Origin of the sequence: Bifidobacterium pluvialisilvae (assembly GCF_019331695.1) — a bacterium.
Taxonomy (GTDB): Bacteria; Actinomycetota; Actinomycetes; order Actinomycetales; family Bifidobacteriaceae; genus Galliscardovia; species Galliscardovia pluvialisilvae.
In genome coordinates, this window is the sequence record NZ_JAHBBI010000002.1 from 25082 (window position 1) to 49385 (window position 24304).

General features: G+C 52.9%; 16 protein-coding genes and 2 pseudogenes. 6 read left to right on the forward strand and 12 right to left on the reverse strand.

Annotated features, from left to right (window positions below; genetic code table 11):
* Nucleotides 1-26 precede the first annotated feature (26 nt).
* The 4 genes from KIH77_RS01610 to KIH77_RS01625 all read left to right on the forward strand — a co-directional run bounded on the left by KIH77_RS01610 (nucleotide 27) and on the right by KIH77_RS01625 (nucleotide 6745).
* On the forward strand, nucleotides 27-1436 hold the full coding sequence (locus KIH77_RS01610) for an APC family permease (protein WP_219099354.1): 1410 nt from the start codon (nucleotides 27-29) through the stop codon (nucleotides 1434-1436).
* 25 nt (nucleotides 1437-1461) lie between these two features.
* A complete protein-coding gene (locus KIH77_RS01615; protein ID WP_219099355.1) occupies nucleotides 1462-2139 on the forward strand; it encodes a trimeric intracellular cation channel family protein in 678 nt (225 codons plus the stop codon).
* 110 nt (nucleotides 2140-2249) lie between these two features.
* Nucleotides 2250-4664, forward strand: coding sequence for a DUF4143 domain-containing protein (locus tag KIH77_RS01620; protein WP_274607427.1), 2415 nt, complete (start codon nucleotides 2250-2252; stop codon nucleotides 4662-4664).
* 368 nt (nucleotides 4665-5032) lie between these two features.
* The gene (locus KIH77_RS01625) at nucleotides 5033-6745 is read left to right on the forward strand and encodes a glycoside hydrolase family 25 protein (protein WP_236024406.1); all 1713 of its coding nucleotides are present in this window, start codon (nucleotides 5033-5035) and stop codon (nucleotides 6743-6745) included.
* A gap of 114 nt (nucleotides 6746-6859) precedes the next feature.
* On the opposite strand, the gene KIH77_RS01630 is transcribed toward KIH77_RS01625, so the two are convergent.
* The 3 genes from KIH77_RS01630 to KIH77_RS01640 form a co-directional block, all read right to left on the reverse strand.
* Nucleotides 6860-7963, reverse strand: a complete 1104-nt coding sequence (locus KIH77_RS01630) for a UvrD-helicase domain-containing protein (RefSeq protein WP_219099358.1) — start codon at nucleotides 7961-7963, stop codon at nucleotides 6860-6862.
* Nucleotides 7956-9674, reverse strand: a complete 1719-nt coding sequence (locus tag KIH77_RS01635) for an ATP-dependent nuclease (RefSeq protein WP_219099359.1) — start codon at nucleotides 9672-9674, stop codon at nucleotides 7956-7958. The genes KIH77_RS01630 and KIH77_RS01635 overlap by 8 nt, the downstream gene beginning before the upstream one ends.
* Before the next feature lie 228 nt (nucleotides 9675-9902).
* A complete protein-coding gene (locus tag KIH77_RS01640; protein WP_219099360.1) occupies nucleotides 9903-12044 on the reverse strand; it encodes a glycosyltransferase family protein in 2142 nt (713 codons plus the stop codon).
* A 102-nt stretch (nucleotides 12045-12146) separates the two neighbouring features.
* Between KIH77_RS01640 and rfbB the strand changes: the two genes are divergently transcribed.
* Complete coding sequence (gene rfbB, locus KIH77_RS01645) at nucleotides 12147-13166, forward strand: dTDP-glucose 4,6-dehydratase (RefSeq protein WP_219099361.1); 1020 nt, start codon at nucleotides 12147-12149, stop codon at nucleotides 13164-13166.
* A gap of 132 nt (nucleotides 13167-13298) precedes the next feature.
* Nucleotides 13299-14753 carry a sugar nucleotide-binding protein gene (locus KIH77_RS01650; RefSeq protein ID WP_219099362.1) on the forward strand — a complete coding sequence of 485 codons (1455 nt, stop codon included), beginning with the start codon at nucleotides 13299-13301 and terminating at the stop codon, nucleotides 14751-14753.
* 549 nt (nucleotides 14754-15302) lie between these two features.
* On the opposite strand, the gene KIH77_RS10655 is transcribed toward KIH77_RS01650, so the two are convergent.
* The 9 genes and pseudogenes from KIH77_RS10655 to KIH77_RS01685 all read right to left on the reverse strand — a co-directional run bounded on the left by KIH77_RS10655 (nucleotide 15303) and on the right by KIH77_RS01685 (nucleotide 24277).
* Entirely contained in the window at nucleotides 15303-15425 is a 123-nt protein-coding gene (locus KIH77_RS10655; RefSeq protein ID WP_443623250.1) for a hypothetical protein, read from the reverse strand.
* The gene (locus KIH77_RS01655) at nucleotides 15392-16432 is read right to left on the reverse strand and encodes an ISL3 family transposase (protein WP_274607429.1); all 1041 of its coding nucleotides are present in this window, start codon (nucleotides 16430-16432) and stop codon (nucleotides 15392-15394) included. Before KIH77_RS01655 ends, KIH77_RS10655 begins: the two co-directional genes overlap by 34 nt.
* Nucleotides 16321-16641, reverse strand: a complete 321-nt coding sequence (locus tag KIH77_RS10660) for a hypothetical protein (protein WP_236024422.1) — start codon at nucleotides 16639-16641, stop codon at nucleotides 16321-16323. The genes KIH77_RS01655 and KIH77_RS10660 overlap by 112 nt, the downstream gene beginning before the upstream one ends.
* A gap of 273 nt (nucleotides 16642-16914) precedes the next feature.
* Nucleotides 16915-19110, reverse strand: coding sequence for an AAA family ATPase (locus KIH77_RS01660; RefSeq protein WP_219099363.1), 2196 nt, complete (start codon nucleotides 19108-19110; stop codon nucleotides 16915-16917).
* A 104-nt stretch (nucleotides 19111-19214) separates the two neighbouring features.
* Nucleotides 19215-19935, reverse strand: a pseudogene (locus tag KIH77_RS10400) (transposase).
* 106 nt (nucleotides 19936-20041) lie between these two features.
* Complete coding sequence (locus KIH77_RS01670; protein WP_219099365.1) at nucleotides 20042-20686, reverse strand: hypothetical protein; 645 nt, start codon at nucleotides 20684-20686, stop codon at nucleotides 20042-20044.
* A gap of 253 nt (nucleotides 20687-20939) precedes the next feature.
* A pseudogene (locus KIH77_RS01675) lies at nucleotides 20940-22275 on the reverse strand (IS3 family transposase).
* 76 nt (nucleotides 22276-22351) lie between these two features.
* Nucleotides 22352-22741, reverse strand: a complete 390-nt coding sequence (locus tag KIH77_RS01680) for a hypothetical protein (protein WP_219099366.1) — start codon at nucleotides 22739-22741, stop codon at nucleotides 22352-22354.
* Between the two features lie 96 nt (nucleotides 22742-22837).
* Nucleotides 22838-24277, reverse strand: a complete 1440-nt coding sequence (locus tag KIH77_RS01685) for an oligosaccharide flippase family protein (protein ID WP_219099367.1) — start codon at nucleotides 24275-24277, stop codon at nucleotides 22838-22840.
* Nucleotides 24278-24304: the final 27 nt, after the last annotated feature.

Below are 24304 nucleotides of genomic sequence, written 5' to 3' on the forward strand. Positions count from 1 at the left end.
CTGCATGACAGCAGTAAGGAGTCATCATGTCTGCAAACACACCGACCACGGAACACGGACAATCCACAGTCAGCTCCGCCGAGCAGGCGTTGGAAAGCCAGGGCTACAAGCAGGAGCTGAAACGTTCCCTCCCCACATCGGCACTGGTCGTATACGGCCTCGTGTTCATCGTGCCCATCGCACCGATGTCCATCTTCGGCGTCGTGTTCAACCTCTCCCACGGCATGGTCGCCCTGACCTACATCATCGGATTCATCGCCATGCTGTTTACCGCCATGTCATACCGCATCATGGCGAACACCATCCCCACAGCCGGTTCCGTATACTCCTACGTGGGCGCCGGCCTCGGTAAGCAGGTGGGATTCCTCTCCGGGTGGTTGATCCTGCTTGACTACCTGCTGTTCCCGACCTTGGCGTCGGTGCTCGGCGCCGTGGCCATGCACTCCATCCTCCCCGCCGTGCCGCAGATCATCTGGGTGGTGCTGTATATCGCGCTCTCCACCACCGCGAACTGCATGGGCATCAAATGGGCCGACAGCCTCGACAAGATACTGCTGCTCTGCCAGATCATCGTTTTCGTGCTGTTCGTCTGGTTCGCCACGGCCGCAGTGATGAAAGGCGTCAACGGCGCGCACTTCTCCGCCCGTCCGTTCTATGACTCATCCAGCTTCTCCGTAGACTTCGTCTTCACCGCCATCTCCGTGGCGGCGCTGAACTTCCTCGGCTTCGACGCCATCTCCACGTTGTCGGAGGAGGCCAAGGGCGGTGGCAAGGCGGTCGGCCGCGCCATCATCATCTCCCTGTTCATCGTCATCTTCTGCTTCGTGGCGCTCACTGCGCTCGCCACCTGGCTTGTGCCCGACGTACAGAGCTTCGCCGATGGCAACGCCACCAATGAGGCGTTCTTCGACGTGGCGTATATGGTCGGCGGAACCCCGCTCAAGGTCGCGTGCGCGGCCGGCGTATCCGTACTCTCCGCCGTGGGCAACGTGCTCACCTCGCAGGCCGCGGTCTCTCGTGTGCTGTTCTCCATGGGCCGTGATCGGATGCTGCCCGGATTCCTCGGCCAGGTCTCCCCGAAGCACAAGGTCCCGCGCAACGCCACCCTGCTGGTCGGCGGCATTACGCTCGTGCTCGGATTCATCTTCGTCGGCGACGTCTCCATGATTTCTTCGCTGGTGAACGTTGGCGCGCTCTCGTCGTTCGCACTGCTGAACCTCTCCGTCATCGCGCTGTTCCTCTTCCGCAAGCATGAGAAAGCGTACATCGCCAAGGGCCTGTTCCCCCTGATCGGTTTCGTGATTCTCGTATACGTGCTCATCCACGCCAATGTGAGCGCACTCGCGGTTGGTGGAATCTGGTTCGTCATCGGTGTGATAGTGCTTGTCGTACAGAAGGCACACGGCCGCAGCGCCGAACTCGACCTGGACGCGTAGTTCCGCATCGGAAGGAGCGATGCCCATGCAACCCGTCGCGTTGGAAAGCAATGCCGTGTTCATGGGCATCGAATATCTTGCCATATTCTGCTGCGGACTATCCGGCGGGCTCTCCGCAGTCAAAAAACAATATGATCTGTTCGCGATTCTCGTGGCCGCATGGATGACCGCGCTCGGTGGAGGAATCATCCGCGACACCCTGCTCGGCGCATTGCCGCCGGTCGGCATCGCCGACAAAGGACTGGTACTGACGACGCTGATGTCCGGCATCGTTGTTGCAATCGCTCATCCGGAAATCGAGCACCTGCGGTGGTCCATGATCATCACCGACGCCATGGGCCTGGGACTGTTCGCCGTCAACGGCACCGCGAAATCACTTGCCTATGGCATGTCCGGCATGGTATCGGTATTCCTCGGCATGTTCACCGCGCTCGCCGGCGGATTGATTCGCGATATGATTCTCAGCGAGGTCCCCGCCGTTATCCGGGACAGGCACTGGTATGCCGTGCCCTCGTTCGTAGGATGCGTACTGACGGTATGTGCATATCGCTCGGTTGATCACTGGTCATGGAATTTGGATGTGGAGATGGCGTTGGACGTGGCCATCGTCATACTGGTCGTCGTCCTTCGTGTGCTTTCCGTACGCTTTAATATCACCTTGCCAGGGGCCGTGCGACGGGATGGGTCCGATTTGGAGTTATAGGGATTCCACGGAGAAGAATAGTCTTACAAAAAAGTTTTTCTACGGTCAGTGTATTTTGATTACTGCATTTGATGTTGTTTTATTTTTCTTATGCAGTATTATTTCATTTTATGAAGTATATAAGTCGACCGTTGGCAAAAACCTTGAAGAGAGCTCATCAGAAAGTACTGATATTGGAGGGGGCTCGCGCCGTAGGGAAGACCATGCTGGCTCAGCGTGAACTGTCGGAGTTCAATTATGTCTCTCTTGCCGATGAGCGGACATTTAGCTATGCAAAAGGACATGTGAGTGACTGGCTGGATTCGCTTTCTTTACCGGTGGTTATTGACGAGGCCCAGCGTATTCCCGGTCTTCCCTTGGCTGTTAAGGGGATTGTTGATACAAGTTCGGATCAGGGGCCACAGTTTATACTCACGGGCTCTGCTTCTATAGCTCGCGATGAACTAAGTGGGCAAAATCCTTTGACCCGACGCTCGAGGCGTTTCGTTCTTAAGCCACTTACGAGACGGGAATACAATGGAATTTCTTCCACCAGCATTGTGGATATTCTATGGAATGGTGAGCCTAATGCCAATTATCGTTCGGTGTCGACCAAGCAGGATATTCAGCGGTATATGTCTGTTGGTGGTTTTCCTATATATTTAGCTACCGCTAGCGTTATGTCGTCCGCTGAAAGAAGTCTGGCCATTCGAGATGACATTGATAATGTGCTGGGTGACACTATATTACCGGGTGAGCGTTTAGATAGGGCAATTGCTCAATCTGTTTTGCAAGAGCTTTTAGCAACGCCTGGCGGCATTTTGAACCTTAAAAGAACCGCGGACCTCATTCATATTGACGCAAGGACTGTGGAGCGGTACGTGAGTATTTTTATCAATCGGTTTCTTGTTTTTTCTTTGCCGAATTTGAGAACGACAGCAAATCGACAAGTGCTTACACGGGCGAAAATTCATCCTGTCGATACGGCATATGCGGTTGAATCTTTTTTGCGGAGCGGGAAAAATCCCATGCTGGACCGGGTGTTATTCGGGCAGTTGTTTGAATCTTTTGTGGTGAACCAGATTGTTCCTGAAGCTCAATGGTCGGCCATGCGTCCAGATGCATTTTATTGGCGGGAGCCAGGTTCGAGGCCTAAGGAGGTGGATTTGGTGCTTGTCCACAATGATGAGCTTATTGGTGTCGAAGTAAAATCAAATGATTCCGTCGATAGAAAGGATTTTGCTGGCTTAGCTCAATTAAAAGCGAAGGATTCTCGTTTCAAGAGAGGATACGTGGTTTATTGCGGTCGGCGTATTGTCCGGTTTGCGGATGATATGTGGGCTATTCCTGTGTCGGCTTTATGGGATAGCGATGGTTTTATTTTCTCAAAAAAGAAGGACAATCATTTGGTTGCTGAAATTGGTGGTAAGGATGATGAGCTGACTCGGGGAGATCTTGACGGAACGTATGACGCTAATATTTTTCTGAGTTATCGACACCAAGATAATGAGTATCTTAACGGAGCCATTATGGATTTCGCTGAGGCTCTTGTGAAGGGTTATGCCTTCCAATATGGAGGTCGTCTGCAATTGATTAGCGATAAAAATATTCGTTGGGGCGCTGACTGGAGAAAGACTTTGGAGAGCAATATTGCTTCAGCCAACATAATGTTGGCTGCGGTTACTCCAATGTATTTAAAAAGCGAGGCGTGCAGAAAAGAGATAATAAACTTCAATGCGCAATCTGGACAAAAGCGCGGGAACGATATATTATCAATGATTTGGCAGGATGTTGAGCAGTTGCCTTCCCCAAATCGAACAGATCCCGTGTGGAGCATTATTCATGCTCACCAGTATTTATCCGTGGAAGATTTAGTTTATGCCGACCCGACTTCACGCGAATACAAACAGCGTATTAGTCAGATTGTTATTGAATTGCGGAAAGTGATTGATGAGCAGAACAAGAAAATTGATCAGGCGACAGTTTCTGTAGGAAAAACCGAGGAAACCAGTTTAAAAAATGAATCAGATTGTGACTATCTTTCCGAACTGCAACAAGCTGAGGCTGAGTTTGCGGATGTTGATGATTTTTCTCAGTACATACAGCGAATTGTCAATCGGTTTAATGATAATCCGATACCGGCAAATGCTCCTGCGAAGAAGCTTCTCTCTTGGAGTAGCGCAATTGCTGCGGAGTCACAAGATGATGTGGCAAAACTCAACACGAGTATTGAGCGAATATCCAATGCTTGGGAACATTACTTTAACATGCTGAGATTGTATGTGGATCAGATTGAAGAACTGCCTGTAGGAGGAGTTCGTAATCAGCAGATCGAAGCAGCTAGCGGTAACATTGATGGGATTATCCAATCATTTACGTTTTCTGAAGAGGTGCAGCAGGCTATAGGAATGATGCGTGTATTCGGGAATCTCGCCAGACCGTTGAAACCTGTGACCTCTGCGATTGCAGATGCGTTTGATTTCTTCTCAACTGCACGTTTGCAAGCAGAATCATTGTTGGATCGTCTGAATGAAATGCCTCGTTAAGAAGTAGAGAGAAGCCGAAGCTGAGTTGTCCCCATGGTTTATTTCACGATGAATCATGAAATGGATTTTTGCCGGTATCGTCATATTTGCTGAGCGGCCAAAGACTGGGACATGTATGAAATTTCCTGTGTTGCGATAGGAATGAGTTTGGAGATAAGGGAATGTATCATACTGGTATATAAGGATACATGCCCCCTTTTTCTATAGAGGGTATGCTAAAAGGGCGTCAATGTCCTAGCGATATATTTGGCAGGTGATTGGCGCGATACATATGAGGCCTTAGAGACGGGAAATAATTGATGAGGAATCGTGGGTGGTTGACGACTGCCGTGGCTGTGGTTGCAGTGGCGGGTCTGTCGTTGCCGGTGATGGCGAACGCCGAGGTGTTGAATGCGACTGACCAGGGCAGTCCAATCAGTGATTATGCGGTGACAGCCGCCGCCGACGAGACGCAACTGCAGGCGCAGGGCGAGGGCACGACCGTCGCTTCCCAGGATGCCGTGCCGGAGAATCCGAGCGTGGCCCTGCCCGACAAGGTGAGCGCCGAAATCTCCGATGATGACGTGATGACGGCTCCGAAATACGCGAGCACGACGGACGGTGAGCTGAAGAACGTCGAGACCGGTGAGACGGTCACCGATCCGAACCTCGTCGGTACCGCGGATGCCCCTGCCGATCCGTTGGCGAAGACCGACGGCAAGTCGTTCATCCCTGTGCCGATGGACGAGGTCAAGGACCAGATGGAGGAGGCCGGCAAGACGGTGGAGCAGCCGTCCGGCAACTCCGATTCCGACTCCAATGCCGGTTCCGATAATGCCCAATCCGGTGACGATACCGCGCAGGATAAGTCGCAGTCCGATTCCAATGACCAATCCACGGAGGATGAAGGCGAGAGCGTCGAAGGCCAGACCGGCACCTCGTCATACGTGGATTCAACCACCCCCACCGTCCGCACGGCCAAGCTGCCGAACAACGAGTACGGTGCCCATTGGGGCACGTACAACGGCACGCCCGCGTTCTTCGACTACAAGAACAACCTGTTCGCACAGCAGGCCAAGGGCGTGATCGACGTCTCCGAGCACAACGGCAACATCGACTGGGCCAAGGCCAAGGCCGCCGGCGTCGAAGGTGCCATCATCCGCATCGGCTACGGTACCGCCGCGCTCGATGCCAAGGCCCTACGCAACATCAGCGAATGCAAGCGGCTGAAGATTCCGTTCGGTATCTACCTGTATTCGTACGCGTATGACAATACGTTCGCGTCGCATGAGGCCACGAACATCGTCAACCAGCTGAAGAAGGCCGGTGTCTCGCCGAACACGCTTTCCTACCCTGTCTACTATGACCTTGAGGATTGGACGTGGACCGGACACCAGCATCCGACCAGCCCGAAGGTGTATGAGGGCATCGTCAACTCTTGGTATGCGACCATGAGGTCCGCCGGCTACACCAATCTCGCTGTGTACTCGTACGTGTATTACCTCAACACCGCGCTGAACAGCTCAAGCATCCATGCGAAGACCCAGTGGGTCGCCAGCTACGGTGCCCGTAACACGTTCAACTTCTCCATGAACTACCGTGGCTGGCAGTACAGCGCCGGCGGACGCATCAATGGTGTTCCCGGTGATGTGGACATGAGTGCGTTTGGTAATCACACGGTTACTGTTCCGGCCGCGGTTCCGAACGCTATTTATCGTTTGTATCTCGGAGGTGTGAGGATTCATCATTACACATCGAGCTATAACGAGATGCGTACGCTGGTTCTTCGAGGTTGGCAGTATGAGGGTGTTCTTGGCATAGCGGCTTCGGATAAAAAGGGGCAGCCTGTGCACCGTCTATACAATGGGCGAATCAAGCAGCATCACTTTACTGGGTCCGTACATGAGCGTGATGTATTGAAGACTCGTGGTTGGCGATACGAGGGAATTGCTTGGTATAGCAGTACCTCTAGGAATAAGCCGATTTACCGTCTATACAATGGTCATAACAAGGAGCATTTCTACACGTCCAATGCGAAAGAGTATGAGCTTCGTGGCTCCCAAGGGTGGAGCAAGGAAGGTATCTCCTGGTATGGGGCATAGGCATAGATAACCATTTGGCGATTGGAAGATTTTCGGGGGTGGATGAAACTTATCATCTGCCCCCGAATCACTGTTCCCCATTTTTCAGGAAGACGTAGCTTGGCAATGGATGTTTCAGAAAAGTGTCCTTTCCTCTGAAGGAGTCCAACGCGGTATCAATGGGCACTTCATATGGAAATTTTTGGGAACAGCGATTGCTGCGCTATATCTTGCCCTGGTAAGAGCCACATAAAATCTGGCCCGTGTGGATGAAGCTAGGCCAGCTTTGGGGTCGATTAGCCATTTCCTAATTCCCGGCGTTGGAAAAATAAGGACGTGATTTAATGTCATGCCCTTTGTCGCAGCCATGTTCATAGGAGCGTAATCGTAGTATATCTTTGTCCTCGCATCATAGCGTAGAAGGGCTGGTCTATATCGTTTGACATATTCACGTTCTTTGGATTCTTCTATGAGATAGATGCCATCATGTCCGCTATGGTCGGCAGCACCGGACTTGAGGGGTTTATATTGCGTATAAAGGCTGTTGGCAATGTTAAGAGCTGACTCGTGGCACCTATACGAGATGTTTAATGAATCTTCATCGATTTCGGCATAGGGCATTCTTATACGTGCATAATCAAAAATGGTTTCGTATTTTTTGTTCTTCTTATTGTGATTTGTTGAATAGGTCCTCTGCCGAGGGTCGCCTACCAGCTCGATATTTCCACCGGCTTTTGCGAGCATATTGATAAAAGGGAAGTCGTATCCGGCGAAATCTTGGACTTCATCCAGAAGGATGAGATCGTATTGATGGACTATTCGATCTGCAACGGCTCCCCTGGCCTGTTCGTTGCATTCGCAAACTATTTCAGAGAGGCGTCCTGAGTGAGCGATCCCGGTTGACGCACAGTAGTAACGATGTGTGTTTTTCCGTGCTCGTCCGGTATCGGGTTGGCCGTTATCGAAAAGAAGGCCCTCTATGCGTTCCGGAATTGCGCTGTGTCTAAAGGGTCTTGCCCCGTCTCGGAGCAAAAAAGAAAACCAAGTTATTACATCAACTCCGTGGGGAACAACACCGTTTTTGATTATAAACTTATTCCTGATTTCTTCACGATTGGCGGTCGTATATGTGGCCATGAGCACATGTCCACCTGCATTGGCGCATTTCAGAGCGCGGTTGACGAGATATGTTGTTTTTCCAGTGCCAGCGCCGGCTATGATTATTTTGCAACTAGTCAAGTTTGCCTTCCACAAAAGTCAGAGCTTTCATTATGTATTCGGGATAATCTATTTTCCTCTCGCTATTGAATATCAGGAGGGCCGAGTCGGTTTTGTGTGACTCCATCCATTTGAGAAGTTCATAGTTTTGGCTACAGTCCTTTCCTAGAATGGAATTCAAATGGACTAGGCTATTAGCCCGTAGGAGAGTGGCCTCAAGAGTGTTCCATCGAATCTTATTCTCTGTTGATGGAACGTTTTCGGGCTTCGAGACGGCGACATCATCGTAGCAGACCATGATCCTTGAGTCGCTGACGTAGTCCTTGTATCTTTCATCTAAGGCTTCTGGATTATCGTCGTTATCCGTAATAACCGCGACGTTGAGCTTCAGTTCTTTGGCAATGGGAAGAAACCTTCGGAAGCTGGTGCCGACTGAGATAACGTCTACTCCGCATTCGATAGGCAATTTACCTTCATGACGATCCATGAAGGCTCTTTGGAAAATAAGTTCGTCGGAGGGGCCCTCGACTAAAACGGCGGTATTGCACAAGACGAAACGTAGTGTGTCATACCCCGGTAGGCAGGAGAAGTAATTGCCATCATCCTTGCCGAGTGAATCCATTCTTACCCCATGATTGCCGCGTCCCAAAAGAATGATATTGTCTAAGCCGAGTTTATTGGCAACGAAACTAGAGTGTGTGCTAACAATTATTTGTCGATCCTCTGTAGCGGTGTCCAAACGTTTAAGAAACGCATTGAGATTGGCATGCGAAAGATGGTTTTCCGGTTCTTCGATGAGCAATATGCTGATGCCTTTTTCGGCAGTACCTAAAAGGGCGACTTCGGACATCAATCGGCATTGCATGCCGGAACCAATGTGTGAATATGGTATATCCTCAACATTTACTATGACTTCGCTTTTCCAGGAATCACGGGTACCCATGTTAACGTCGAGGGTTATATTGCCATCTGACCCTAGGGGAGCTTTACCGGCGAGCTCCTTATTCACGGTGTCTACGGCGTCATCAGTTTTATAGCTACGCAAGGCAGTGCGGTAGCTCTGAGCGAGGGCTACTCGATTCCGTTCGTCAAGAGAGTCATAGAGTGCTTTTGTTGCGCGGAATTCTGACCGATGCCCTAAGAGGTCGCTGGATGGATTGATTAGCGCTGTTTTAATGGGCAACAGTCTTGTGGTCATTAGTTCATCGGCGAAACTGAAAAGTCTGACAGTATAATACTCAATCGGTAGACTTGTAACGTTTCCGTTTTGTGAAAGCTCGTGATATTCGTCGGCGAATGCTTCATCAAAAGCAATTTCAAGTCTGACCCCATATGCACCCCTGTCATGGGATGAGTTATTGGAGCCGCGTAGCTTTTGGGCGACGCGATCGTCTCCGCCATCTAGATAGATTTCCACCGTGATTTGGGGAAGCTCGACTTTAGTCCCGTCTTCCAGACCTCTGAGATAATCGTCAACAGCTTCTCTATAAAACAAGTATTCAGATAAGCATCGGCTAATCGGCTCTCCCCTATACCGGCCGCTTAGAGCGAGTTCGATTGCCTCAAGAATCGTCGTTTTGCCGGTGCCATTGTCTCCGACGAGAATATTCATACCTTCAGAAAACTTCACAGTCATATCTTTGAACTGCTTGAAGTTTTTTACTTTGACGGTCTTGATGGAAAAGGGTTTTGTTGGGCCCTCGGTAGAGAGGCGTGAATTGGTCTTTGCCACAGTGCTCCTATTCCATCGAGCGGGTATTTTAAAAGTAGGATTTTCGCTTGGCAGCGTATACGCAGAGCGTCTTTAGCCATACGGTTCCAGTGTATCAGTCCGGCATATAAAGAAATCCAGTCATGCATTTAGCTTCTCGGTTCACTGGCACATCTTTGGGAAAATGAATGATTTTGATGGAGGATGCGCCAAGATACCATCAAAATCATTCATTTTCCCAAAGGACGGTTATTGGAGGAAGCCCTTGATTGTATCGGCCTGATAGAGGAAGGAGGCAAGTCCTTCGCATATCAGCAACGTGGAGAGTCCGACGCATATTAGCGTACCGGTTCCAGTCAATCGGGGAAGTACGCTTGACTGACTAGAACCGAGGTCTTCGCAGGTCTCATCGGAGGGAACGACGAGCTTCGAGACCATCCATATGAGAGCTAGAGCGAAGAAGCCCATTGCACAGAGGTAGTACCTGCTTTGTATGCCTCCGGGATAGCCATTGGTGTAGAAACCTTTAAGGGCGGTAATGAACTGATAAGTCACTACGATAAGGACGGAAATCGTTCCCATGGATAGGAATTTTTGCATCCTGTTCTTTGTATAGAAGAAGACTGTCAGGGGGGCTAAAAGGATAAGCAACATACCGATAGAACTAATGTCAAACTGCTTGATTCCGTTACGCGGCACTTCCACATGACCCGCTATCGCGTACCAAGTTCCAAGGAATTTGGTGAAGAAATATTGGATGTATTCCGTGATGGCCATGACCTGTCGGTTGTCGTTAGGCACGTACATGCCACTGGTGACATATTCGTCGAATGCGAACTTTGCATAACTTGGCTGTATGGTGTGCAATTTTGCGTAGAGCATTGCGAAATAGGAGATAGGGAAGACATATATAGGCGCAGAGATAAGGAATTCCTTGCGTACGATAGCGTTGTAGGATTTCTCTATGAGAAGTGTGTACCCAACAATCAGGACACTCATAACCGCCACAATCATTCCAGCGGTCAGCTTGGTCAACAGGGTGCTGCTGATGCCTATCGCGATAAGCAGATAAGTCCGGATATCGTACCGTTTCTCGTAAAAGCGAATAATGCCCAAAATGAAGATGCTAACGGTTAGCAATGCCAGCGCGTCGTTGGAGACCCCGCACAATCCATATACGAAATTTGCCGGTGAGATTACTGCCACGGCGAATAATAGATGAAGAAGCGGAATCGGTTTGATGCGAGTAAAACCGATGTAAAAAATTAGTGTCACTCCCAAAAGGCCGATGCAGAAGGACAGCAATCTCAAAGAGAGCAAGTTATACGTGACTGCGGAACCGTTTACGCTCAGTCCGCCCAGTGTTTTCATTATCTGGTAGTACAGCGGCGGATGCCCCAGATAATTGAACTGCTGAGGGGAATCCATCAGAACTGCCGAGGTATTGCTTTGATAGATATGCATATCAGGGAAGTCCGGAATTAGACCTCCATGGTACTTCAAGAACGCAATATAGGAGATGTGGGCTTGCTCATCCGGAAATCCGCCAAGGTATTTTGTGAATAATGGGAATTGGAATATTGCATATGATTCGATTATCACATAATCAATGATGGCCATTGCTCTTTTGGCGAGTATGTTGCCGCGGACCCCGACAATATAGTTGACCGCAAGTATTGAGAGGCAAAGAAGCAGTAACAAGGTGATTGTTCGTCGGTAGGGGTAGTGACCGGCACCAAGTCCTTTTCTGGTGATCCAAAGGTTGCAGATAAAGAAACCGACGAGTATGGCTCCGACTGCACCAATAGCGTAGTGGACGATAGATATTTTCCTGAACAGAGTGACGCGCAGAATGGTTATGACATATGCAACCAGCAGAAGCGTTAGCAGGAAGAGCTTGGTCTCGGATTGGAATCGGGTTTTTTTCTCGACGCTGGCGATTTGCTGCTCAGAGAGCGAGAACGTGGTTTTGTCCCCGTGCGCGATTTTTTGCAACTCAGAACCTGATATGGCGGCCACTACATGATCATGCTGACCTCGTATGTTCGTATGTGCGATGAAAGACGTGACCTCAACATCCGTCCCTGTGACAGTAAGCGTCAGCGTCGTCGAATCGTTATTGAGGGGGTCGACCCTGATGGTCGTCTGTTGGCTGGTCACACTGGCTTCTTGCCGGGAGGAGGAAGGATATCCCTTGTCCGCGTCGAAGGCGAAAACAGCCTTACTGTTTTCTGATGGCGCGGAGGCAAATGTGAAGCTATAATACAGGTTGGTGGGGCGGAAATTGCCGAGAGAGATGACGGCGGCGCAAATTATAGCGACGACGGTTATCGTTATAGCTATATGTTGTTTTAGCAATCTCAATCCTTGGTGCATTACCGGCTCTTTCATGCTGCTCTCCTTCGCAGTCCCTTTTAACGTACATATATGGTAGTTGATATAGGGAGAAATTCATGACCTAGAAGTTCCATCTATCTCGGTACCATGGAACCTATGACTGAAGCATTCTCTCCGAAGAACATCATCGTGACCGGTGGCTGCGGCTTCATCGGCTCCAACTTCGTCCACTACGTCTACAACAACCATCCCGACGTGCACATCACCGTGCTCGACGCCCTCACCTACGCCGGCAATCTTGAGAACATCAAGGCCATCCTCGGCGACCGTGTCGACTTCGTGCATGGCAACATCTGCGACGCCGAGCTGCTCGACAAGCTCGTTCCCGGCCACGACGCCATCGTGCACTATGCGGCCGAATCCCACAACGACAACTCCATCGCCAATCCGGAGCCGTTCCTCAAGACCAACGTCGAGGGCACGTTCCGTCTGCTGGAGGCCGCACGCAAGTACGACGTGCGCTACCACCACGTGAGCACCGACGAGGTCTACGGCGACCTCGCGCTCGACGATCCGGCCAAGTTCACCGAGGAGACCCCCTACCATCCGTCCTCGCCGTACTCGTCCACCAAGGCCAGCTCCGACCTGCTGGTGCGCGCGTGGCATCGTACGTTCGGCGTGCGCATGACCATCTCCAACTGCTCCAACAACTACGGTCCCTACCAGCATGTGGAGAAGTTCATTCCGCGCCAGATCACCAACATCCTCGACGGCCTGCGTCCGAAGCTGTACGGCGACGGCAAGAACGTGCGCGACTGGATTCACACCGAGGATCATTCCTCCGCCGTGTGGACCATCCTCACCAAGGGCCGCCTCGGCGAGACCTACCTCATCGGCGCGAACGGCGAGCGCAACAACATCACCGTGCTGCAGGACATCCTCGAGGTCATGGGCAAGGACCGCGACGACTTCGACTGGGTGAAGGATCGTCCGGGCCACGACCGCCGCTACGCCATCGACTCCACCAAGCTGCAGACCGAGCTCGGCTGGAAGCCCACGCACACCGACTTCCAGAAGGGCCTCGAGAAGACCATCGCCTGGTATACCGAGAACCGCGCCTGGTGGGAGCCGGCCAAGGCCGCCACCGAAGCCAAGTACAAGGCCCAGGGCCAGTGATTAAGTAATCCCTTTCGGCTCCCCCACGAATGGTGGGGGAGCTGTCTGCTTTCGGCAGACTGAGAGAACGTGCGCAGGCGCACGGCAAGCCATGTTCACTACATGGCGCACAACGACGAACGAGGAGCAATCATGGCATTTGAATTTGAGAAGGAACTGAAGGTCACCGAAACCAACATCCCCGGTCTGCTGGTGTTCGACCTGCCGGTGCACGGCGACAACCGCGGCTGGTTCAAGGAGAACTGGCAGCGTGCGAAGATGACCGCGCTGGGGCTGCCGGACTTCGGACCGGTGCAGAACAACATCTCCTTCAACGCGAAGAAGGGTGTGACCCGCGGCATCCACGCCGAACCGTGGGACAAGTACATTTCCATCGCCACCGGCGAGATCTTCGGTGCGTGGGTGGACCTGCGCCCGGGCGAGACGTTCGGCCAGGTGTTCACCACCCGTCTCGACCCGAGCCGTGCCATCTACGTGCCGCGCGGCGTGGGCAACAGCTTCCAGGCTCTGGAGGACGGCACCGCCTACACGTATCTGGTGAACGCGCATTGGAGCCTCGAACAGAAGAAGACGTATACGTTCGTGAACCTCGCCGATCCGGAGCTGAACATCCAGTGGCCGATTCCGCTGGAGGAGTCCGAGCGTTCGGAGGCAGACCTGCATCATCCGATGCTCAAGGACGCCAAGCCGATGGCTCCGAAGCGCACGCTGGTGACCGGCTGCAATGGCCAGCTGGGCCACGCCATCCGCGCCTATGCCGAAGCCCACGATCTGCAGGGCTTCGAATACACCGACATCGACGAGTTCGACTTCTCCGACCCGGCCGCCTACGAGGTCTACGACTGGAGCCTGTACGGCACGATCATCAACGCCGGCGCCTACACGGCCGTCGACAAGGCCGAGACCGCCGAAGGTCGTCCGGTGGCATGGAAGGCCAATGCCCAGGGCCCGGCCCTGCTTGCCAAGGTGGCCAAGGAGCACAACATCACGCTCGTGCACGTGAGCTCCGACTACGTGTTCGACGGCACGGTCGAGGAGCATGACGAAACCGAGGCGTTCGCCCCGCTCGGCGTGTACGGCCAGACCAAGGCCGCCGGCGACATCGCCGTGGCCAACGCTCCGCAGCACTATATCCTGCGTTCCAGCTGGGTGATCGGCGAGGGCCACAACTTCGTGAAGACCATGATGATGCTTTCCAACCGCGTGGCCGACGCCGACGACGCCCTGAACCAGGTGACAGTCGTCGACGACCAGTTCGGCCGCCTGACCTTCACGAAGGACATGGCCGAAGCCATCTTCGCGCTGCTCGACGGCAAGGCCCCGTACGGCACCTACAACCTCACCGGTTCCGGCGCCGTGAAGAACTGGGCCGAGATCGCCGCCGCCGTGTTCGACCAGACCAACGGCAACGGCGACAAGGTCAAGCCGATCTCCACCGCCGAATACTTCAAGAACGCCAAGAACCCGGTCAGCCCGCGCCCCGTGCACAGCGCCCTGAACCTCGCCAAGATCGAGGCCGCCGGCTACAAGCCCGCCGACTGGGAGGAATCCCTCAAGGCATACGTGGCCAAGGAGCTGGGGGAGTAGTCGCTGTCTCGTATGGCTCCCCTTCTTTGTGAGGGGAGCCGTCGGCATGATTGGCCGAGAAGGATACTGTTGTTCAGTTTCCCAATGGCTGTGTCTTTCTGCTGGTGCGTGAGAAAAGCGTGTTGAGCGTTAAGAAGAATTTGAGGAAGATTCACCAAGCCTTCGCGACTGAAATATGGGGCCACTAGTCTTGACTAGTGCCTATCTCTAGGCTAATCCAATTTGGATGGTCATCGTGTTGGTAAATCATGTGGGGTCCGTGAAGGAAGCTGGATGAGTCGCATAGACAGTCTCAGTCGAAGAAGTTACCCGCTTCCACTTCCCTATTGATGGAAAGCAGATGTCAAGTAATGGTCTTATTCCCGTACTTTTCAAAGAAAAATTCTAAGGAAAACCTTGTACTAATAGATGCGACATCTGTTTTGTAAAACAAAGCCGCTGCTGAACTGCTTTATCTCGTGATGGGCATCTCAAAGATTCGGTCGACGGAATGCAAAATTTTTGGCTCTGTTAAACGGCTCTTCGTATTTTGGTGTGTAGGGGCGGTGGTCAGAGGTGGGTTTGGATGGCTTGTCGGAATCCGCCGGTGTGAAGCAGGCTCCTGGTGGTGTAGTTGTCGAGGTTGTGGAAGCCGAGGGCTATGCCCCTGAGGGTCTCGAGCCGTCCGTTGATGGCCTCTGTCGGCCCGTTCGCCCCATGGGGTGGCCGAAGAACGCGAGGACGTCCGCCATGCGGCGCTTCAGGGTGCGGTCGAGCGTGGCGAGCTCGGGGCATCCCGGGGCGGCGCCCCCGGCGGCGAGGGCTTCGATGAGCTCGGCCATCATGTCCCGTCCCCTTCTCCTGTCCTCCTGCGCGTAGCAGGCGATGATTTTCTGGTAGGCGCCGTGCGCGAGCGTGAGCGGTTTGTTGGCCGGGTCGGCGAGCAGCGCGTCGACGCGCTCCCGCTGCCGGCCGGTCCTGAGCGCCGCGGTCCTGAGCAGGATCCTGCGGCCCCGGTAGAGCGGGTCGTCGCGCCGGCCCCGCCGGCCCGTGGCCTCGCGTTGGAGCCGGCAGCGCACGGCGGTGAGCTTGTCGCCGGCGAGCTTGACGATGTGGAACGGGTCGAGGATCTCCACGGCGTGGGGCACCTGCCTGGCGGCGGCCTTCTTGTATCCGGCGAACGCGTCCATCGCGACCTCCCTGACGTTGTCCCGGAACGATTGCGGACGCTCGGCCAGCCATTGGGCGAACGCCCGCTCACTCCTGTCCTCGACCATGTCGAGCAGGCGGGCCGGCTTGCCGCTCCTTCTGGAGGTGAGGTCGACGATGACGGTCACGTACCGGTTGCCCGTGCGGGTGTGGCGCCACACGTGCTCGTCCACGCCGATCGACTCCACGCCGTCCAGCCGATGCGGGTCCGCGGCCAGCACGCCCACGCCCTTCTCCAACACGGCCCGGTTGAGCGCGCCCCACGAGCAGTGCAGGTCGTTCGCGCACGCGAGCACGCTCTTCGACTTGAGCACCGCCTCCGCCGCGGCCCACCACACGGCCTGGTCCGTCAGCCGCCGGCCCTCGTCGGCTATGTGGGTCAGGTCGTCGGTCCATGAGCGGTCGCACGCCGCGCACTCGTACCGTCGACCCGCACCAGCAGGTGCACGGCGTGCTGGCCGACGGGCGTGTGCGCGAACCGGCGACGCCAGAAGGAGCGAACCCGGCCCGCGGCCCCGCATTCCCGGCAATACCGGGCAGTCTCTTCCGCTGGCTCGCAGCCGATTAGCCACACGCCCGCCCGCGAGCCTGACATCACGTGCTTCTGCAAGACGGGGTTCAGGCGCAGTTTGTCCAGGCCGAGCAGGACCCGGCCGTCGAACGCACTAGACTCGTTACCAAGCCGCGCGGTTTTCTTCATTTTTTCGATCACACACCGAATGAAACCGCACGGCCCTTACACACCAAAATCGGAAGAGCCCCTATAACCCCAATTTCAATCCTATAAAAAAGTCGAGAGCGCACTCTCGACTTGAGTAGGACCAGCATACATTTAAACAGCTCGTTCAAACACCTGCAATCCTGACTACTATTATGGCATCATAAGTAAAAAATCAAATTGCCGTGAGTCGTTTACTTACGCCATGTGGATGTGAGTGGTTCTATGAGTATGGTTCCTTGCTTTTTCGTGTAATTACTGTTTCCAGAAATGATCAAAATGTGCTGAATATCCTACTTGAGCAAAATACCATCGAGCAAAGCGCAAAATATCTTCACATTGATAGCAATTGGGGTCTACGTCGATGTCATATAACTCATGGGAGTTTACATCCATCCCCTTTTTGATTTCCCCTGCAATAGCACAGTCCGTAGTGTCTGCATCCTTGGAAATGAGTTCTTCCAAAGAGGGCACTCCAGCAAAATTCGAAAACGTAGTGATTATCCTACGCAGAGGGTTCCACATGAAACCAGCCTGATTATGCTGATGGGCATAACGCAATTCATGCCAAAGAGCTGCATAACCAGTTTTAATATCGTCTGTGTCTTTATTGGCAACTTGTTGGATTTCGGTATGGTTGGCCGCTTTACGAAGTAGGAAGCAGGCTATTGCCTTATAGTCTGGTTTCCACATGTAGGGCCTGACATTGAGGAAGAAATGCGCATTATGGGTCAGTAAGATAAAAATGTCATCGTCATTTTTTTGCTTTGGCCCTTTCTTCGTCGCTCCGTAATACTGCTGGATATAGCTGTACATGAGATATTGGGATGCGTCGTCATTGCTATTCATGGGATCATCCATGATAACAATCATGGGTTTGTTGACGTTATTGCGTTCGCTGAGTTGTTGCATAAAGTATAGAAACGAGACGAGATTTCTCTCTCCGGTACTGAGCGTGTCAATAGGACGTGGCTTATCATCGCTGATTATCTGATACTGGCCACGAGCCTCATTATCGTTATGTAGTAAGCGTAGGGTAAACGACGAATTGCCAAGTGAGCGAAGACTATCGTTGATTCTGTTAGCTGCTATCTCCTCATTTGAGGTATGCCGAATTTGTTCTTCCCGCCTCTGCGTCAATTCCGCTATTTGTGTACGTACGCTGTTAACCCGTGCTGTGATTTTTTGCAGCATTTCTTCGTTAATATCGTTCGCGTTTTTCATGGCAACATAATTATTTTCTTCCAACAGTTTCGCGATGTGATGGAAGCGTAATCGCTTTCGTGCAGCTTCTTTTTTATCTTTAAGCTCACTACCATACTGTTCGTTGCGGATGCGAATAACGTTGTATTTTTCGTTAATCCCGGAGGCATCCCACATGGGCACATCCATGGCGAGTCTTGGTAGTATAGTGAATAAATTGTTTTGTCGTTGCACAAGCTGATCCAAGGCGAGTGCCAAGTATTGTTGTACGGAGGCCTTGTTCTCCGAAATGCTTTCGCTTAAGGCTTTGATTTCTTCTCGGAAGGGAGGGTAATAGTGTTGTGGATTCAAGTTTGGTAGGCTGTCTAACCGATTTTGAATTTTTCGCAAAGTATCAATAAGGTCATTGAGGTGCGTCTGAAATTTACGAGCTGTATTGTTGAACAAGGAATCAAGCTCCCGCCAGCGTTCTTCAGTTAATTCATTGCCGCAAAAAGCGCAATATCGGTCTTTTTCGCGATTATGGATTGTCATTCCTTCTTTGGCAAACATTTGTTTTTGGGAGTCTTGCCCTATTCCTCTAGGTTGTGCCGCAGCGGTGATTTTTTCGGTGAGAAGCTGGTTTATTTGCTGGGGAAGTGTTTGCATATCGATAGCTGGATATTCAATTGTTATAGGGCTTGGCATGGGAAGAGCTCTGCATTCATCCTGTGCATTCTTCTTGCTTGTATCGTCTAAACGATGTGCGTTGTTTATTTCAGCTTGAAAATCACGGGTGTTGTACGTAACTGAGGCAATCTGGGGGTTTGTTTTATTTTTGATAACAGAAGCCGAGGTTTTGTAGAACTTATTTAACTTTTTACGGGTGTCTTCACATTTGAGACGGGCGGACTCTTGCTCAGTATAGAGGTTATCGCTGTTATCTGCAGGCTCTGAGATGGATTCTCGAAGCTTGTGCAACTCGTCGTCAATTTTGTTGATTTGTTTCTGAGCCTTCACGTTGGTCGTGCCTAATACGATGGCGTTCAACGGTTTATTTATATCAGTGTTTTCCTCCGTGAATCCGGCAAAGCAGCGGACATCATATGTTGAAGAGTACTGTTCCTGAACAATTCGAGAAATTGAGGATTTCCCCGTTCCGTTTTTACCGTAAAAGAAGTTGATTTCCCGGAGAGGCAAAGAACGAGGACTAAAAATCGGATGGGTGCAAGCCGAAAGATCTAATGATATTTTTGTGCCATCAGCCATGATGTAACTCCTATACTAATCTTGTTTACAGAATAGGACTATAAAGTTAGACTTTCAACGTCTGTTAACAGATTGATGATTTATCCTTTATTTATCTGTAGCTGTTACTGCGTATCGCCACATGAAGATTGGTCTCTATCCGTCTCTTCTTTGAAGTGGCCTGATTTTTGTTCCGTCTCTGCTATGAAACGGCTTGTGCCATCTGCTTTTGATAATACTCGTTCTCCACGTCTTGTGGTGTCCCCTAGCCTAGGGAGGCGTGCAGGTGTTTCGTGTTGTACCACGAGACCCACCGCATCGTCGCGTACTCCAGCTCGGCCATGCTCCGGTAGGGCTTGTTGGCCCAGATCAGCTCGCGCTTGTACGTGTTGTTCGTCCGCGCGGCCAGCGCGCTGTCGTACGAGTCGCCGACCGTGCCGGTCGAGGGGAGCATGCCCGCGTCCGCGACGTGCGTGGAGTTCGCGAGGCTGATGTACTGGCTGCTGTGGTCCGAGTGATGCACGCACCCGTCGGCGCCGCCGTCGAGTCTGGCCGCGAAAAAAGCCGACGCCGTCGTCAGGATCTCGTTCGCCCTGCGCAATTCCGCGACCTCGGCGCGCAGACGTTTCAACTCGGCGGCCGTCTCCTCCGCGTTGGCCGCGGACCGCTCGGCGGTCGTCCGATCGGCCTTGTTCCTCCAGCGGCGCAACGTTTCCGGGCGATGCCCAGACCCTGCGCGACCGAGGCCACGGCCTTCGTCTCCGACGAATGATTCGCACGCGACTCCTCCAGAAGCCTGAGCGCCCTCTCCCGGAACTCCTTCGTATAACGGGTCTTTCCAGTCATATTCCTAGTCTCCCATCAATGAGGCGAAACACGGAACAAAAACCAGACCACATCAGTCCGAGACATTACAGTTCATTGCGTGAACTTACGTAAAAAGTTATCCGATTCATTGTTTTCTACTTAGTGCTTTCATGCGAGTTTCCGCTAGTAGTGGGTGCAGCTGGTCTTCCCACAACAAAATGTCAGGATCTGTTTTTGAAACCGCCGTAATAGTGGTCCGTTTCAGTAGAGCATTTAGGCAGACTATCATGTCGATACAATTCTCTAAAAGGACCATCACTGAAACATAAATCATGCAAGCCCCGCATACGTATGGAATTGTCACATAATAATATGCGGGCTCATTCCATAACCCAATTCCACCAACGGATATGCATAATTTCAGTGCAATAGAAAACTTAAAATTAAGTATTGTCACTATCAAGGTGAAGATTGTTCCGGCGGCGGACCATTGCCAGCTTATCAGCTGTAGCCCATACTTGATTAATGTTGCTACGCCGAGTGAAACAAAAATGGCATTCGCTATGCCAAAAATAACATAGAAGATATCAGCGATATTATTACCCATCTTCACGATGAAAGAGAAGGGGGCCCATTCTGTCCAAGGACGGGAGATGTAAACTCTTTTAGATCGATTGGTATTTCCGGGAAGAGAGCTTCGACTAGCATTATCGCTACAATCACGATAATAAAATGCAGTTTGAATAATTTCCGATTGTTTGGATGCCGTAAGTGCTTTAGTGTTTTCCATTGCTGGGATATGAATTTGACGCCATTGACCATTTTCCGGATTTCTGGAGTAGCGTGTGCAAATTCAATTTGAAGTGTTGTCTTTGTCTCGTTGAATAGATGAATCGTCTCTTCAATCCATTTAATCATGTGTAGTCATCTCCAATTCATGTGCTAATTGCTGGCGGTCAAATTATCAGCAATGGATAAAGGGCCTTTTTCGTCGTCTATTTGCGTGTTTTTCAAGGATGGAGGTGCGGATGTTTTTTGGACGGCTAGGCTGCCAGTCCAAGGCGTTTGCGGTATTGCACGGGGCTCATTCAGCCCAGTGACTTCTCTTGATACGGGTTTCATTATAGTGTGTCAGGTAGGAGGCCAGGCGTTCGTGGAACTCGTCGTATCCTACGCCCGTCCAGTTACGCCCATGGGAACTCGTTCTTAAGCCTGCCGAAGAACCCCTCGGCGGCCGCGTTGTCGGGGGAACAGTCCTTCGCGCTCATCGAATGCGTCAGACCGTGCCTCTCGCATATCGCGATCCAACCGGGTCGCCGGTAGTGCGCGCCGCGGTCCGAATGGACGATTGACCGTTTCCTGTCCCCGAGCGATGCGACGGCATCGAGCAGCATCCGGTTCGCCATGTCCACGTTCGGTGAACGCGACAGCGTCCACGAGATGACCATCCCGTCGAAGCAGTCGACCACCGGGCTCAGTCAGCACTTGTACCCGTCCACGGTGAACTGGGTGCCGTCGGTGACCCACAGCCGGTTCGGTCTGTCGGCGTGGCAATCCCGGTTCACGAGGTTCGCGGGCGCCTCGCCCACCTCCCCGGCGCAGGAGCTCCACCGCTTCGCACGCTTCAGATACACGGGTGTGAGGTTCTCTTCGTCCATGATCCGGTGCACTACCTTCTCCGCGTCGAGGCGCAGCATCCGGTGTATAGTCCAGCCCCACACGCGCCCGCCCTGCTCGAACAAGCGCCAGACGCGTTCCCTGAGGGCGGCGTACCTGTCTCCTGCGGCGATGACGCCGCGCTCGTAGTAGTAGGTGCTGCGTCTCAGCCCCGTCGCCCGAAGCGCGTAAGCCAGATCGAACTCACTCCTGATTGCGTCGACGGCCCGCGTCCTCTCCCTATTCGTCAACTCGGACGGGTTGAGGCGCGGGTCATCGGCTTTTAAAACCCTGATCGTCTGCGTTCTCCAACCGCAGGGCTTCCGCCTGACGGCGCAGCGCCTCCGCGTCCGAGCCGTCCGCCGATGGGGCATCCGGCTTCTTCATATCGCCCTTGCGTCCCGTGACCATCCCGGCGCCGCCTTCCTCACGATACCTGCGGTCCCACGCGTACACGCTCGACGTCGTGCCCCCCCATCGTCGCGGCGACCGCCCTCGCGTCGCCACGACGCAACAGCATGCACACGGCCCCTAACTTGGTCTCCAGCGTATATGACGTCCCGTATCCGACCGGCGTGGGCGGTTGGCACCGCGGCCGTCATACATCCACGCGTCAATCGTGGCGCGCACGGGCATGCCCTCCATCCCAGCTATCGCGCGCACGCTCAAACCATCCACAAAATGCAGATCAAGGACACGCGACCTCATCTCCTGCGAATACATCACGGACTCCAATCCGGACGCCCAAGCGTCCAACCTTTCGTCCGCACCCCCAAAAGAAACGCTGAAATGGCCTACCCTAACTTGACAAAACACACATGTCCCGGCCGCCGGCGGCCGGCCAGTGGGTGAAGTCCGACTGCCACGTCTCGTTCGGCAGGGCGGCCTCGAACCCCGCGTGCGAGGACTTCGGCCGCTTGCGGGGCTCCGGCCGAACCAACCCCTTCAGGTCGGTCCTATTCACGATCCGTTGGGCGCGCCGGGAACGCGGCAGCAGGCCCGCCTCGCTGTCCCTCTCGTACTCGTGTGTCCACTGGCGGCTCACTTCGTGGCGGCGGGCCGCTTCCGACACCGGCATGCCCGAGAGGATCGACTTGATGATGGCTCTGTTGCGCAGGAACTCGCTGCGGACGCGGGTGCTGTCGGCGCCGCCGGAAGGAACCGGCTCCTGATGTAATTGTGTGTCCATACACTGGTTAACAGCCAGTGACCCGTAAACCCTGCCTTAGAACATGTGCCAACTATCCCCGCTGAGATTAGACGGGAGGAAGTTGCATAACGGAGGTCAGTTTCGCTTTAGCAACTCTTTTGGTACGCTTACAACCTTCGTTGCCACCATAATCCCAATATATACGGCATACACCGCTGCATACAATCCGGCGAGCGCGAACAGATTCGTGGTGTGCAGAACGGTGGAGAACAGGATACGAACGATTACCCACAATGCAATGGCGCCGATCACGGCGATGCTCACCTTGCCGGTGATGAGATTCCCGGTTTTGCGGACGACTGCGCAATATGAGGCAATCATCGTCAGCAGTGTGGCGCACATGCTCGCGGCAGCGATCCATGTGATTCCGCCGAGTTTTCCGGCGACGATGAACAACGGAATCACCACGACGAGCGAGACGACGGACAGCACGTCGGAGAACCGGTTGGATGCGAAGTTCGTGTGGACCATGTTGAGCAACACGGTCATACCCATGAAGAAGCTTGACAGGGACAAGAAGCTCAATGCGGGTGCGGCCACAGCGAAGTCCGTGTGGTAGAAGGAAACAAGCAGATTTTCGCTACTTGCGGAGATGACCACCGGAATCGGCAATATGAACACCGCAATAAGCAGTAGGAATTCCTTGACCCGTTTGATGGCGGTATCGGTATCATGCTCGCCGATCGCTTTGGCGACAACGGGCAGAATGATGGTGAAGAACGCGGTCATCAAATAGTACGACAGCTTGCCGAAATTCACGGCACCTGTATAGTAGCCGGTCATCGAGGCCGGCTCGACCACGGATTTGACGACGAGCGTATCCATGCTGAGTACGAGCGACACCACGATGAAGAATACGGAGAAACTCAACGTGTTATGAGCGACCGTGCCAAAACGGATTTTCTCACCGCCTGTCGAATGGAGTTCGCCGCGATGGCGAATCAGAGACAGACAGCCAAGCACGATGCAGAACAGCAGAGCCAGAAGGTATCCGATTTCCACGCCGGCAACGGGATCGTTCCTGAACACGAAGATGATCAGCGGAATCACCGATAGTTTTGCGACGGGATATATGGTGCTGATAAGTGCGCTGGTGCTGAATCGTTGAATGCCTTCGTTGATGCCGAGGAGAAGGACATACATGCCGTTGGCAGGTACGAGGAACGCCGCAATACGGAAGTAGAAGTCCAGCGAAGAATCGTTGAGCACGATCCCAAACAATGGAGCACCGAAGAAATTGATTGCGAAGAACACGAGCACCAGCAGCAGCTGGAACATGATGCTCTTGCGGATTACGTCGCCGATGTCGAATCGCCGCATCGAAATTTCCTTCGACAACGATTGCCTTGCGCCATTGGACAGGAACAGATATTCGAAATCCAGCACGGTCATGATTGTTCCGACTATGCCGTAGCTCGCTGCAGGCATAGTATTCCCGAGGAAATAGTGAATCACATATCCGGCAACGAAAAACACGATGTTGCTGATGAGATTCAGTACAAGACCTTTTCGCATGTCTTCACCTTCATGGCTCAGGTTGTT

Excerpts from the sequence above, each read along its gene's own strand:
- KIH77_RS01670 (WP_219099365.1), bottom strand. The coding sequence starts at position 20,686 with ATGGAAAACACTAAAGCACTTACGGCATCCAAACAATCGGAAATTATT.
- KIH77_RS01620 (WP_274607427.1), top strand. The coding sequence starts at position 2,250 with ATGAAGTATATAAGTCGACCGTTGGCAAAAACCTTGAAGAGAGCTCAT.
- KIH77_RS01650 (WP_219099362.1), top strand. The coding sequence starts at position 13,299 with ATGGCATTTGAATTTGAGAAGGAACTGAAGGTCACCGAAACCAACATC.
- KIH77_RS01640 (WP_219099360.1), bottom strand. The coding sequence starts at position 12,044 with ATGAAAGAGCCGGTAATGCACCAAGGATTGAGATTGCTAAAACAACAT.
- KIH77_RS01685 (WP_219099367.1), bottom strand. The coding sequence starts at position 24,277 with ATGCGAAAAGGTCTTGTACTGAATCTCATCAGCAACATCGTGTTTTTC.
- rfbB (WP_219099361.1), top strand. The coding sequence starts at position 12,147 with ATGACTGAAGCATTCTCTCCGAAGAACATCATCGTGACCGGTGGCTGC.
- KIH77_RS10660 (WP_236024422.1), bottom strand. The coding sequence starts at position 16,641 with ATGAAGAAAACCGCGCGGCTTGGTAACGAGTCTAGTGCGTTCGACGGC.
- KIH77_RS01615 (WP_219099355.1), top strand. The coding sequence starts at position 1,462 with ATGCAACCCGTCGCGTTGGAAAGCAATGCCGTGTTCATGGGCATCGAA.
- KIH77_RS01610 (WP_219099354.1), top strand. The coding sequence starts at position 27 with ATGTCTGCAAACACACCGACCACGGAACACGGACAATCCACAGTCAGC.
- KIH77_RS01660 (WP_219099363.1), bottom strand. The coding sequence starts at position 19,110 with ATGGCTGATGGCACAAAAATATCATTAGATCTTTCGGCTTGCACCCAT.
- KIH77_RS01625 (WP_236024406.1), top strand. The coding sequence starts at position 5,033 with ATGGCGAACGCCGAGGTGTTGAATGCGACTGACCAGGGCAGTCCAATC.
- KIH77_RS01680 (WP_219099366.1), bottom strand. The coding sequence starts at position 22,741 with ATGGACACACAATTACATCAGGAGCCGGTTCCTTCCGGCGGCGCCGAC.